The organism is Streptomyces sp. NPDC029138, assembly GCF_055564375.1.
Window position 1 is genome coordinate 1 of sequence record NZ_JBVHWM010000091.1, and the last position, 12,516, is coordinate 12,516.

General features: G+C 73.9%; 9 protein-coding genes. 5 read left to right on the forward strand and 4 right to left on the reverse strand.

The genetic code is table 11. The features are described from left to right. Positions 1 to 107: 107 nt before the first annotated feature. The gene (locus ACZ4WH_RS40130) at positions 108 to 824 is read left to right on the forward strand and encodes an alpha/beta fold hydrolase (protein ID WP_468190320.1); all 717 of its coding nucleotides are present in this window, start codon (positions 108 to 110) and stop codon (positions 822 to 824) included. Positions 825 to 915: 91 nt separating this feature from the next. Here ACZ4WH_RS40130 and ACZ4WH_RS40135 read toward each other — a convergent pair whose 3' ends face one another. The 3 genes from ACZ4WH_RS40135 to ACZ4WH_RS40145 are packed head-to-tail and all read right to left on the reverse strand — an operon-like array spanning position 916 to position 6,193. After that, positions 916 to 3,165 (reverse strand): bifunctional serine/threonine-protein kinase/ABC transporter substrate-binding protein, encoded by a 2,250-nt coding sequence (locus ACZ4WH_RS40135; RefSeq protein WP_468190322.1) that lies wholly within the window; start codon positions 3,163 to 3,165, stop codon positions 916 to 918. Continuing rightward, a complete protein-coding gene (locus ACZ4WH_RS40140; protein ID WP_468190324.1) occupies positions 3,165 to 5,342 on the reverse strand; it encodes a bifunctional serine/threonine-protein kinase/ABC transporter substrate-binding protein in 2,178 nt (725 codons plus the stop codon). Before ACZ4WH_RS40140 ends, ACZ4WH_RS40135 begins: the two co-directional genes overlap by 1 nt. Further along, a complete protein-coding gene (locus ACZ4WH_RS40145; protein ID WP_468190326.1) occupies positions 5,339 to 6,193 on the reverse strand; it encodes a hypothetical protein in 855 nt (284 codons plus the stop codon). The genes ACZ4WH_RS40140 and ACZ4WH_RS40145 overlap by 4 nt, the downstream gene beginning before the upstream one ends. 512 nt (positions 6,194 to 6,705) lie before the next feature. Here ACZ4WH_RS40145 and ACZ4WH_RS40150 point away from each other — a divergent pair. Continuing rightward, complete coding sequence (locus tag ACZ4WH_RS40150; RefSeq protein WP_468190328.1) at positions 6,706 to 8,220, forward strand: peptide ligase PGM1-related protein; 1,515 nt, start codon at positions 6,706 to 6,708, stop codon at positions 8,218 to 8,220. Positions 8,221 to 8,284: 64 nt separating this feature from the next. Here ACZ4WH_RS40150 and ACZ4WH_RS40155 read toward each other — a convergent pair whose 3' ends face one another. After that, positions 8,285 to 9,268 carry a hypothetical protein gene (locus tag ACZ4WH_RS40155; protein ID WP_468190330.1) on the reverse strand — a complete coding sequence of 328 codons (984 nt, stop codon included), beginning with the start codon at positions 9,266 to 9,268 and terminating at the stop codon, positions 8,285 to 8,287. 228 nt (positions 9,269 to 9,496) lie between these two features. Here ACZ4WH_RS40155 and ACZ4WH_RS40160 point away from each other — a divergent pair, with 228 nt between their 5' ends. The 3 genes from ACZ4WH_RS40160 to ACZ4WH_RS40170 all read left to right on the forward strand — a co-directional run bounded on the left by ACZ4WH_RS40160 (position 9,497) and on the right by ACZ4WH_RS40170 (position 12,438). Beyond that, entirely contained in the window at positions 9,497 to 9,925 is a 429-nt protein-coding gene (locus ACZ4WH_RS40160; RefSeq protein WP_468190332.1) for a hypothetical protein, read from the forward strand. 111 nt (positions 9,926 to 10,036) lie between these two features. Beyond that, on the forward strand, positions 10,037 to 11,200 hold the full coding sequence (locus ACZ4WH_RS40165; RefSeq protein WP_468190334.1) for a PLP-dependent cysteine synthase family protein: 1,164 nt from the start codon (positions 10,037 to 10,039) through the stop codon (positions 11,198 to 11,200). Next, positions 11,197 to 12,438 carry an MFS transporter gene (locus tag ACZ4WH_RS40170; RefSeq protein ID WP_468190335.1) on the forward strand — a complete coding sequence of 414 codons (1,242 nt, stop codon included), beginning with the start codon at positions 11,197 to 11,199 and terminating at the stop codon, positions 12,436 to 12,438. The genes ACZ4WH_RS40165 and ACZ4WH_RS40170 overlap by 4 nt, the downstream gene beginning before the upstream one ends. The last annotated feature ends 78 nt before the right edge of the window (positions 12,439 to 12,516 follow it).

Sequence of the window (12,516 nt, forward strand, 5' to 3'; positions counted from 1 at the left end):
TCAACGCCCTGCGCGGCACGCACGCCGCCGAGGCCGCCATCACCATGGCCGTCCGCACGCTGCACGCGGCCCTGCACACCGCCTGAGCCCGAGGGAGAGACACAGACATGAGCACCACTCCCACCGTCGTCCTCGTCCACGGCGCCTTCGCCGACGCGGCCAGCTGGTCCGGGGTCATCGAGGAGTTGCAGAGCCACGGCATCCCCGTGATCGCGCCGCCGAACCCGCTGCGGGGCCTCGCGTCCGACGCCGCGTACGTCGCCTCCGTCGCCTCCCAGATCGACGGTCCGGTCGTACTGGTCGGCCACTCGTACGGCGGTGCGCTGATCACCGTGGCCGGCATCACGGAGAACGTCGTCGGCCTCGTCTACGTCGCCGCCTACGTCCTCGAAGAGGGCGAGAGCCTCGGCGAACTCCAGGGCCGCTTCCCGCTGTCGCCGCTGGTCAGCAACCTCAAGCAGTGGACGTACCCCGTCCCGGGCGGCGAGCCCGCCGCCGAGGTCACCATCGCCGAGGACGCCTTCCCGTCGGTCTTCGCCGCCGATGTGCCCGCCGAGGTCACCAAGGTCCTCGCGGCGGCGCAGCGCCCGCTGGCCGCCGCGGCCTTCGAGGAGACGGCCTCCGCCGCCGCCTGGAAGACCAAGCCGTCCTGGGCCCTGGTGGCCGGCGCGGACAACGCCATCAACCCGGAGGTGGAGCGCTTCGGCGCGAAGCGGGCCGGGGCGACCGTCGTCGAGATCGAGGGCGCCTCGCACGCGGTCGCCGTCTCCCAGCCGAAGGCGGTCGCCGAGCTGATCCGCGACGCGGTCCGCGCGACCAGCTGACCCGGCTCCATGAACGACCGCGCGGACGCCTCCCCCGCATCGCGTCCGCGCGGTCTCACGCGTCAGCCCCTGCGTGCGGACGACGGGCGGTTCAGTTGATCCGGTCGTACCGGCCGACGAACCGGAAGGCGTTGCCCTTCGCCCGGTACAGGAAGTACACGGCGTCCGGTTGCAGTACGAGGGCGTGCGTGTCCTCGAAGCGGAGCGTCTTGACGAGACCCCGGTAGGTGAGGGTGAAGAGGCGCTGGGCCACGGCTCCCGGCCCGCTGTCGGCCGAGCCGCCCAGCGACTCCAGGGCCCGCGCCACCAGCCCCACCGCGTCGTACGCCTCCGGGGCCCAGCGGCCGGGTGCGGTGCCGTAGGCCGCGCGGTGGGCGGACACGAACGCGGGGGACACGCCGGCCGGGTCGGTGAACGGGGTGCTGAACAGCCAGCCCTGGGCGGCCGGCCCGGCCTGCTGGAGGAAGGCCGGGCGCATGATGTGCCAGGTGCCCAGCCGTGGCCCGGTGAAGCCCGCGTCCGCGAGGGCACGGGCGCAGCGCGCGGCGCGCCGCGGCGACGTCCCGCTGAAGACGACGGCCTGGGCCCGGGCGGCGAGGGCGGAGCGAACGGCGGTCCGGAAGTCGTCGCTGCCGGCGGATACGGAGTGCACGCTGGTCGTGCCGTCGTGGGGCGGGGCCTGGGTGAGGGCGCCGGTGAGGTCGGCGCCCGCCTGGCCCGCGGCCCGGTCGTCGATGACGGCGGTGCGGTCGACCGGTCGTGCGGCGTTCAGGTACTTGATGAGCGGGAGCGCCAACTGCCGTTCCGGGCCCCGGGTGACGCACAGCGTCCGCAGCTTACTGGTGTCGAGTCGCGGATCGTCCGCGGAGATCAGCACCATGGCGGTGTTCGCGGCCTGGTAGCGCGGGCCCGCGGCGAGGGCGGCGGTGACCGTGCCGGGGCCGAGGACCGCGCTCACGCCGGCCTGGGTGAAGCGCTCGGCCGCCTGCCGGGCCCGGGCGGGGTCACCCCGGTCGTCGTAGGTGTCGAGCGCGAGACGGAAGGTGATGCCCGCGCGCGCGTTGTGGTGCGCCACGGCGAGGCGTGCCCCGCGCTCCTGAGCCACGCCGTCCGCCTTGCCGGCGCCGGACAGATCGGCCTGGAAACCGACGGTGTGCACGGGCAGGCCGCTCCCGGAACCGCCACCCGTACCGCGTCCGGCCGTCAGGTACGCGGCTGCCCCACCGCCGACCGCGACCACGGAGGCCGCCGCGCTTCCCATGAGCAGGACGCGCCGCCGGGTCGGTGGGCGAGCGTCGGCCGGTTGCGGCGCGGCCGGGTCGGTGACCGTGTCGTCACCCACCGGCCGTTGCGGGGTGGGTACCTCCGAAGCCCGCGCGGACCCTCGCGGAGTGGATACGTCCAGTGCGCGCGTGGATCGTCGAGGGGTCGGGACGTCCAGTGCGCGCGCGGACCGTTCGGCGACCAGGCGGAGGACGGCGGGCGGCAGCCAGTCCTCGTCCCGCACTTCGGGAACGCCCCGCGCCAGCGAGGCCCGGGGGTCCCGGAGGGCGGCCCCGACCCGCGTGGCCGTCGGACGCCGCGCGGGGTCCTTGTCCAGGCAGGCCCCGATCAGTGACCGCAGGCCGGCGGGCACGCCCGTCAGATCCGGTTCCTCGTGCACCGTGCGGAACAGGACGCCCGCCGCCTGCCCGGTGCCGAACGGGCGCCGCGCCGAGGCCGCGTACGCGAGGACGCAGCCCAGGGAGAAGACGTCGCTCGGCGGGCCGACCTCCTCGGCGCGGACCCGTGCCTGTTCCGGCGAGAGGAAGCCGGGGGTGCCCACGACGGCGTCGGGCGCGGTGAGCGCGGTGGCGCCGACGGCGTGGGCGATGCCGAAGTCGATCAGCCGGGGGCCGTCCAGACCGAGCAGAACGTTGCCCGGTTTCACGTCCCGGTGCACCAGTCCCGCCGCGTGGACGGTGGTCAGCGCCTCGGCCAGCCGGAGGCCCAGGGTCCGTACCGTCGCGACGGGCAGGGCACCGTGGCCGTCGACCGTCTCGGCCAGGGCGGGACCGGGGACGAACTCCGTGGCCAGCCAGGGGTTGCGGGCGTCCGGGTCGGCGGCCACGACCGGCACCAGCCAGCGGCCCGTCAGGGCGCGCATGGCCGTCACCTCGCGCCGGAAACGGGTGCGGAAGGCCGGGTCCGCCGCGTGCTCGGCGCGGATCACCTTGAGCGCGACCAGCGTTCCGCCCGCGCTGCGGGCGAGGTAGACGACGCCCATGCCGCCGGCGCCGAGCCGGGCCAGCAGCCGGTGGCCGCCGATGTCCTCGGGGTCGTCCGCCGTGAGCGGGCGCATCAGAGAGCCGCCTCGCCCGCGTAGGCGTACCGGCCGCCCTTCACCTCGTAGCGGAAGACGTCGTACCCCTTGAGCATCCGGTTCTCGTCGAACGCGTAGGTCCGCACGAGCCCCTTGTAGGTGCCCTTGGCCAGCAGTTCGTACAGCCTGGTCCGGGAGGGCCGGCCGCCCGCCTCGGTGACGCGGGTGATGACCATGCGGGCCACGTCGTAGGCCTCCGCCGCCCAGTACGGGGGCGCGGAGCCGTAGCGCTCGCGATAGGCGGTGGCGAAGGTCCGCACGCGCGCGGCCGAGGGGTCGATGTACGGCGCGAAGACCTGCCAGCCTTCGGCGGCGGGGCCCGCGGCGGTCAGGAACTCCTGGCCGGCGGCCGGATAGCCGAGGACGCGGACGCCGGTGAAGCGCTGCTCGGCGAGGGCACGGGCGACCGCCGCCGCGCGTGCCGGTGTGCCCGTGTAGACGAAACCGTCCGGCTCGCGGGCCAGCATCTCCGCGACCACCGGGGCGAGATGCTCGGCCAGTCGGGGTACGACCCGTGGCTCGGCCGGGATCTTCACGACGCCGAGGGACTGGAAGGCGGTGTGACCGAGCTGCCAGGCCGCGATGCCGCCGTCGCGGTCGATCAGGACGCCCGCGCGCTTGGCACCCGCCTTGCCGAGCTGGAGGGCGATCAGCGCGGGCGACACCCCGTAGCCGGGGACGGCCTGGAGGAAGCGGCGGGGCTGCGAGGTGCCGTACACCTCCTGGGCGGAGGAGGCCGTGAGCTGCGGGACGAGCTGGCCGTCGTACGGGTCGAGGCTCGCGCCGGTGGTCCGGTCGCCGGTGGAGCCGATGACGGCGAGCAGGTCGCGGTCGGCGGCGAGGGTCTGGGCGGCCCGGGCGGCGCGGGTCTCGTCGCCCCGGTCGTCGGCGACCTTCAGGGTGAGCGTGAAGGGCTTGTCCTGTCGGGCGTTGAACTGCTCGACGGCCAGGCGCACGCCGCGTTCCTGGGCCTTCCCGACGGCTCTCTGCGGGCCCGTCAGGTCGGCCTGGACACCGAGCACCCAGCGGCGGGCGGCGGGTGCGGGGTCGTCGTCGCGCCGGCTCGCCCAGTAGGCCGCGCCGCCGCCCGCGGCGAGCAGGGCCGCGCCGCCGAGGAGGAGGAAGCGGCGGCGGCTGCCGGGGCGCTGCGACGCGTCCCCGGGAACTCGCGCGGGTTGTTCGTCCCCGGGAACTCGGGCGGGTTGTTCGTCCTCGGGAACTTCCGTCGGCGGCTCGTCCGTTGTCGCGTCGAGGGCCGTCGCCTCGATGTCCGGCAGGGCGAGCATCGCGGCGGAGCGGTCCGCGATGAGTCGTACGACGTCGTCGGGCAGCCAGTCGGCGGTGTCGGCGGGAGTGTCCTCGCCGAGCGCCTCGTCCACCTCGCGGGCGGTGGGCCGGGCGGCCGGGTCCTTGGCGAGACAGCGCTCCAGCAGGTCACGCAGGCCGTCGGGAAGGCCGTCGAGGTCGGGCTCGTCGTGCACGGTGCGGTAGAGGAGGGCGTCCACGGCTCCGGTGCCGAAGGGCGGGCGCCCGGTGGCGGCGTAGGAGAGGAGGCAGCCGAGGGCGAAGACATCACTGGCCGGAGTGGCGGGGTGCGCCCGCGCCTGTTCCGGCGCCAGGAAGCCGGGGGTGCCGACGACCATGTCGGCCGAGGTGAGGGCCGTCTCCTCGGTGGCGCGGGCGATGCCGAAGTCGATCAGGCGGGGGCCGTCGACGGCGAGGAGGACGTTGCCGGGCTTGACGTCGCGGTGCACAAGTCCCGCGTCGTGCACGGCGGTCAGCGCCCGGGCCAGCGTCCGGCCGAGCACCCGCACCGCGCGCGCCGGCAGCGGACCGCAGGCGGCGACCGCCTCGGCGAGCGAGGGCCCGGGCACGAACGCGGTGGCCAGCCACGGCGCGGGCGCGTCCGGGTCGGCGCCGGTCACCGGCACCGCCCACGGGCTGTCCACGCGCCGGGCGGCGGCCACCTCACGGCGGAACCGTGCGCGGAAGGCGGGCTGGTCGGCGTACTCCGGCAGGATCACCTTGACGGCGGCCAGCTCGCCGGACTCCGCACGACCGAGGTAGACCACGCCCATGCCGCCCGCGCCGAGCCGGGCGAGCAGGCGGTGGCCGCCGATCCGGGCCGGGTCGGAGGGCCTGAGCTTCTCGGTCATCGGCGGCTGCCCTTCGTGACGGCGGACTCGGACGCCGAGGGGGAGCCGGTACCGGCCGGGGCGTCCCGCTCGATGGCGCGGCGTAGGCCGGCGCGCATCCTCGTGTGCGGGTCCCTCAGCCGGTCGAACAGGTCGGTCTTGGACCAGCCCTTGGCGCCCTTGGCCGCGACCGCGACGGTGAACGGACCGATACGGGTCTGTTCCCAGACGTACGGGTGCGGACCGCCGAGCCGGTCGCTGGTGTACGCGCCGGTCTCGGTCAGGGTGTCGTCGGCGTAGCCGTTCCCCGAGTCGCCGAGGGCGTTCGGGACGTCGGTCAGGTCCCTGAGCACCTCACCGGAGCGCAGCAGCTGGGAGGGGCAGCGCATCATTTCCTCCAGCACCTCGGCGTTCTCCCAGTCGGCCTGCTCGGCGGTCCGGTGCACGGTGACGACGGCGCTCAGCGCGAGCGGCCCCCGGCCGCCACTCGCCGGGATCTCGTAATGGCGGGTCAGGGAGGCGAGGACGTCCTTCGGGAGCGCCCGCTGCTCCCAGACGCAGTCGTCCCCGAGCACCGCCCACCGTCGCGGGTCGCTCTCGTACGGGCTGTGGCGGACCGTGTCCGGGCCGAACGCGGAGGGCTGCGCGATGACCTCGCGGACCAGGGCGGCGGCCTGTGCGGCGGTCGTCGGCAGCTTGGCCGGGTCGATGTCGACCACGGCGGTCGGCGACGGACCGGCGCTCGCCGCGCCCTGGGCCGTCGTCCCGGCCGCCGGTCCCTGGGGCCCGTCCCCGCCGGAGGTACAGCCGGCCAGCAGCGAGCCGCACACCGCCACGGCACAGCCGAGCCGCGCCGCCACCCCTCCCCGCATCACACGTTCCCCCCAGGCATCGCCGGACCACCCGTCGGGCCTCATGCTAGGTGGCAACGCGCGTGTACGGGCCGGCGGTTGACGATCGTGGCTCAGCTGTGCCACGGCTGTCACACAGTCCCGGGACCGGCACGTGCGCGCGCCGCCCGGCGGCCCGGTCCGGCGATCACACGAGAGGACCGTCCGGCCGTTCGGTGAACACAGCTGAATGACTTCCTGAATCAAAGCGGTATCGAGAATTCCGAGCCCGGCGAAAAGGCGCCAAGACGTGTCCAAAAAGCGAGGTCGGATTTTCTTCAACTGTGCAGAACTGATGGCCGAGAGTCAGGTGACGCATGGTCGACTTCCAGCTCAGCCCGCAAGAGATCGAGCGGTTCCACCGCGACGAGTCCAATAAGCTCGGTGTCGGTAGTGCCCGGACACGGCGGTGGCCGACTTGCGGCGCCCCAGGATTGGGCCGTGAGAACAGCGGGGAATGCTGACGGCGTACTCCACCGGGAAAGGCAGGTTTCGTGGCGGGCAACGCAGACGCGAACACCGTTTTCGAGAGACTCCAGAAGAACCTGGTCTCTCCCCTCGACGGCACGGGCCGACCGCGGGTCGTCGTGGTGCTCCCCAGCTTCACCCTGGACCAGGCGGGGATGACCAAGATCCCGGGCATCATGCACTACGAGGAGCGGTTGCTGTCCTTTCTGCATCTGCTGCGCCACCCGGACCGGCACCTCGTCTACGTCACCAGCATGCCGATGCCGGACCACGTGGTGGACTACGCGCTCGGCCTGGTGCGCTCGCTGCCGGCCGAGCACGCCCGCCGACGGCTCACCCTGGTGGACTGCGCGGACCCCGGCCCGGAGCCGCTGACGCGGAAGATCCTGCGGCGTCCTGAGGTGATCGAGCGGCTGAAGCGGTCCCTCACCGACCCCGAGGACGCCTGCGTCCTCGCCTTCAACGGCACACCGTTCGAGAGAGAGCTTGCCGTCCGGCTCGGCGTGCCGCTGTTCGCCTGTGACCCCGAATTGGCCCCCCTGGGCTCCAAGAGCGGGGCCCGGCGCGTGTTCGCGGAGGCGGGCGTGCCGGTGCCGACCGGAGTGGAGGACCTCCGGGACGAGGACGACCTCGTCGAGGCCTTGGCCCGACTGCACGCTTCCCGGCCCGCTTCCGGGCGCGCCGTCATCAAGCTCAACGAGAGCTTCGGCGCCGGCGGCAACGCCCTCTTCGACTTCCGTGGGGCGCCCGAGTCCGGAGGCGTCGAGGCGTGGATCCGGCGCGTGCTGCCCGGCCACGTCGAGTTCGCCACCCCACCCGACACATGGGAGAACTACGCGGCCAAGTTCGCCGAGATGGGCGGCGTCGTGGAGGAGTTCGTCACGGGCGTCGAGGTCAGGTCGCCGTCGGCCCAGGTGGGGGTCTCCCCGTCGGGCGACGTCCGGGTGCTGTCCACCCAGGACCAGTTCTTCGTGGGCGCGGCGGGGCAGACCTACGCCGGTGCCACCGCCCCGGCCCTGGAGGACTACCGTCAGGAACTGCACACCCTCGCGTGGCGGACGGGACGGACGCTGGCCGCCAAGGGCATGGTCGGCATCGCCAGCGTCGACTTCGTCTCGGCACGCGAGGAGAGCGGCGGATGGCGGCACCACGCCCTGGAGATCAACCTCCGGATGGGCGGGGGAACGGCGCCGCTGAACTTCCTGGAGGGCGTCGCGGAGGCCAGGCTCGATCCCGGCACAGGCAGCTATGTCACCCCGGACGGCGTGCCGCTGTGCTACGTCGCCACGGACCGGCTCCAGCACGAGCGGTACCGGACCCTGACGGCGGAGCAGGTCCTCGACATCGCTTCCCGCGCAGGTCTCCTCTACTGCGAACGGGACCGTCGCGGTGCCGTGTTCTCGATGCTGGGCGCCCTGCCGGAGTTCGGGAAGCTGGGCGCCGTGGTCATCGACCGCAGCCACAGCGCGGCCCGGGCGCGGTACCGCGACGTGGTGGCCGCGCTCGACGCGGCGTGCGGAGCTGAGCGTTCCCAGATGTGACGCCGGGGGAGCGTCGGGGTCCGATGCCGGGGCGAGCGTCGAGAAGTTCCCTCAAGGGCACGTTTCAGTGGCTGTGTTCCGACCTCTCCTCCGGCCGCGCCGAGCCCGTTCCGGACGCGTCCGGCTGCGGCGCCGGCCGGCCGGCCCGGACGGTGAACGCGGCGGTGTGCACATGGCCCGCGTGCTTGAAGTCCAGGAACAGCCGGTAGGTGCCGACGCTGGGTGCCGTGGCGGTGAAGGAGATGTCCGGCCCCGGCTCGGTCCTGCCGTCGCCGGGCTCGCCGTTGGGGTGCACATGGAGGTAGCCGAGGTCTCCGGAGCGCAGGGCCACCAGATGGCCGTAGGCGCCCAGGTAGGGCTGGAGATCGCGTACCGGCTCGCCGTTCCTGGTCACCTTCAGGGTCAGCTCACTGCTCCGGGCGGGCGCGAGGCTGCCCTGGAGGCTCACCTCGTATCCGTCGGCCTCGGCCGTGGCTCGGGGGACCGGGAGCGGCGCGCCCGCGTAGGTGCCCGAGGCGGTGAGGTCGGCACCGAGGGTGAGGCCCTGGCCGCCACGGGGGGTGAAGTCGGCGAAGACCCGGTAGGCGCCGGCCTTGGGCAGGGTCACGGGGGCGGACCAGGTGCCGTCGGCGGCGCGGGCCGGGTGCAGGTGGCGGAAGAGCGTGAGGTCGCGCGAGACGACGATCAGGTGGAGTTCCTTCGTGTGCTCCTTCTGATAGGCGGTCAGTGCGCGCCCGTCCGCGTCCCGCACGACCGCGAACCGCAGGTCGGTGCTCTTTCCCGCCGGGACGGCCCGGGTCTTCAGATCGAGGGCGTAGCCCCCTTCCGACACCTGAAGCCCTCCGGGCGGCTCCGCCGACGCCGGGCCGGCCTCCGACACCCGGCCCGCCGCGTGCTCCGCCCCGTGCGAGGCGCTCGTGCGCTCGTCGTGTGCCGCGCTCTTGGTGGCGAGGGAGATGTCGCCGACACCGCTGCCGACGCCGTAGGCGATGCCGAACGCGGCGGCGAGCGCCGCGGCGTAGGCGGTGATCCGCAGCCCGGTGTTCATGGTGACTCCTCGTCTGTTGACTGCCCGCAGGCGGCTCAATGACACTTAAGATACCCCCGGGGGGTACTGAGTCAAGCGGCGGAACCCCTTGCTTCGCATACCGGTACGGGGTATGTGGACGGGTGTGGGGTATGCGCACGGGTACGGGATGTGCGTCGGAGCACTCGGGCGGGTGAACCGCATCGCCATCGATATGACACTTCGTCATCGTCTGATTACTCTGGGGATGTGATCAGGTCGTGGGGCAGCGGTGACGGGCGCGCGGAGCGCTCCCGTTGTGCCGCCCTGCTGATCGGGCTGGTCCTGGTGATCGCCGCACACCTCACCGGCGCGGTGCACGCCTGCTCCTTCACCGGCCACGACCCGAGTGCCGTGGTGGCGCAGGACGCCCGGCCGATCACGGACGACACCCACAAGACGGATTCCGGTGGGCCACCCCAGCACCGGCACGCGGCGGACGGGCACGTCGATCACACGGCGGACCGGCCGCGTGCCGCCCTGGACGACACCGCGCTCGACGGCGAGACGCACCAGCCACTGCTTCCCGCCGGGTCCGGCGGGCATGTCACGCGCATCGCCTGGCACAGACCGCCCGGTGTCTCCCCCTCCTGTGTGAACAGCTCCTCGCTCGCGCTCGTCTGCGTGCTGCGGCAGTAGGCCCGCGCCCGCGCGCCCCGGCCCCTCGCGGTCCGGGGCGCGCCGCGCGCGCCACCCCCACTCGCACAGCGCCCGCCGCACGGCCGCCGGGCGCGAAGGAGCCGTACACCCATGCACCCTTGCCTGCCCGAATTCCTCCCTGAATCCCTCCCCGAGCCTTTGGCCGAGGCCCTGCCTGAACCCTTCCGGACGCGCACCCCCCGTCTGCGGACCGCCCGACGCCCCGCCCACCTCGTCGGCGACACCCCGGTCCTGTGGGTGGACGAACCCTTCGCCCCGCCCGGCCGCGGCTTCCACGCCAAGCTGGAGGGCGCCAACCCGGGCGGCCTCAAGGACCGGCCCGCCCTGCACATGGTCCGCGAGGCCCGCCGGCGCGGCGACCTCGCACCGGGCGCGCCGATCATCGAGTCCTCCAGCGGCACGCTCGGCCTCGGCCTCGCCCTGGCCGGGCTGACCTACGGCCACCCGGTGACCGTTGTGACGGACCCCGGCATGGAACCACCCATGGCCCGCCTGCTCACCGCTCGGGGCGCACGGGTCCTCCAGGTCGCCGCACCGCACCCCGAGGGCGGCTGGCAGGAGGCGCGCCGCGCGCTTGTCGCCGAACTGCTGGCCCGCACCCCCGGCGCCTACTGCCCCGACCAGTACCGCAACCCCGACAACGCCGTCGCCTACCGCCCCCTCGCGGCCGAGCTGATCGCCCAACTCGGCTGGGTGGACGTGCTGGTGACGGCGGTCGGCACGGGCGGACACTCCGCCGGCGTCTCCGCCGTACTGCGCGAGGTCTTCCCGCGGCTGACGCTCATCGGGGTCGACTCGGTCGGCTCGGCGATCTTCGGCCAGCCGGCCGGGCCCCGGCTGATGCGCGGCCTCGGTTCCAGCATCCACCCGGACAACGTCGCCTACGCGGCCTTCGCCGAGGTCCACTGGGTGGCCCCCGCCGAGGCGGTCTGGGCCTGCCGCCAACTCGCCCGCCGCCACTACGTCTCCGGCGGCTGGAGCGTCGGAGCGGTGGCGCTGGTGTCCGGGTGGGCGGCGCGGACGTACCCCGCCGGTACCAGGATCGCCGCGATCTTCCCCGACGGCCCGCACCGCTATCTGCACACGGTCTACGACGACGCCTGGTGCCGCGAGCACGGCCTCCTCGGGCGGACACCGCCACCGGAGCCCGACGACATCGCCGAGCCGGACGCGTGCGCGGTGACCCGGTGGACCCGGTGCGGCCGGGTCCGCGACCCGCTCGCGCGCGACCTGACGCAGGCGGGTGTCCGGTGAAGCGGCTACGGCTCCCCATGGCCTCCTTCGACCGGCCCGCCCGGCTGCTGATGGTGAACCAGTTCGCCATCAACCTGGGTTTCTACATGCTGATGCCCTACCTCGCCGACCACCTGGCCCACGGCCTCGGCCTCGCCGCCTGGGCGGTCGGCCTGGTGCTGGGGGTGCGCAACTTCTCCCAGCAGGGCATGTTCCTCGTCGGCGGCACCCTCGCCGACCGCTACGGCTGCAAACCGATGATCCTGACCGGATGCGCCCTGCGCGCCGTCGCCTTCGGACTCCTGGCGGTCGCCGCCTCGCTCCCCGCACTGGTGGCGGCCTCGGCTCTGACCGGCCTGGCGGGCGCGCTGTTCAACCCCGCCGTACGCGCGTATCTCGCGGCGGACGCCGGGGAGGAGCGAAGGGTGGCGGCGTTCGCCGCGTTCAACGTCTTCTACCAGGCGGGCATCCTGGTCGGCCCGCTCGCCGGACTGGCCCTGCTGACCTGGAACTTCAGCGCGGTGTGCGCGGTCGCGGCGCTCATCTTCGCCGCCCTCGCCGTGTCGCAGTCCCGCGCCCTGCCCGCCCGGCCCCCCGCCGGCCGTGGCACCGAACCCGCCTGGAGAGCGGTCGCCGCCGACTGGCGCACCGTCGCCGCCAACCGCCCCTTCCTGCTCTTCGCGGCCGCCATGAGCGGCTCCTACGTCCTGGCCTTCCAGGTCTATCTCGCCCTCCCGCTGCACGCCCGCGCCCTCTTCGGCCCCCGGACCGGATGGGTCACCGGCGTGGTCTTCGCCGCGTCGGCGCTGGCCGCGCTGGCGGGCCAGCTGAAGCTGACCGCGTGGGCGCAGCGCACCCTGTCCGGGCCGCAGGCCGTCGTGTGGGGGCTGGTGGTCATGGGGGCGGCCTTCCTGCCACTGCTGCCCCGCACGCACGGCGCCTTGGCCGGACTCTGCGCACTGACGGTGTGCGCGGTCCTGCTGGCCTGGGGCGGGGCGCTGCTCTACCCCTTCGAGATGGACACCGTGGTACGGCTCTCCGGCGACCGTCTCGTCGCCACGTGCTACGGCGCCTACAACACCGCCTCCGGCATCGCGATCTCGCTGGGCAACCTCGCCGTCGGGGCGCTGTTCGACACGGGGGTGCGGTGGCTTCCGTGGGCGGCGCTGGCCGCGACCGGCCTCGGCTGCGCCGGGCTGGTCGCACGGCTGCACCTGGGGGGACACCTGAGGGTACGGCCGGCTCCGGCGGCCGGATGACTTGTCGCCGGATAGGGGGAGGGGGTATACCTATGCCTCGTCGGAGCTTTTCATACCCCTACCCCCTAGAGGTATATA

Coding starts and splice junctions, on each gene's coding strand:
- ACZ4WH_RS40130 (WP_468190320.1), top strand. CDS start 108: ATGAGCACCACTCCCACCGTCGTCCTCGTCCACGGCGCCTTCGCCGAC.
- ACZ4WH_RS40135 (WP_468190322.1), bottom strand. CDS start 3,165: ATGCGCCCGCTCACGGCGGACGACCCCGAGGACATCGGCGGCCACCGG.
- ACZ4WH_RS40140 (WP_468190324.1), bottom strand. CDS start 5,342: ATGACCGAGAAGCTCAGGCCCTCCGACCCGGCCCGGATCGGCGGCCAC.
- ACZ4WH_RS40145 (WP_468190326.1), bottom strand. CDS start 6,193: ATGCGGGGAGGGGTGGCGGCGCGGCTCGGCTGTGCCGTGGCGGTGTGC.
- ACZ4WH_RS40155 (WP_468190330.1), bottom strand. CDS start 9,268: ATGAACACCGGGCTGCGGATCACCGCCTACGCCGCGGCGCTCGCCGCC.
- ACZ4WH_RS40165 (WP_468190334.1), top strand. CDS start 10,037: ATGCACCCTTGCCTGCCCGAATTCCTCCCTGAATCCCTCCCCGAGCCT.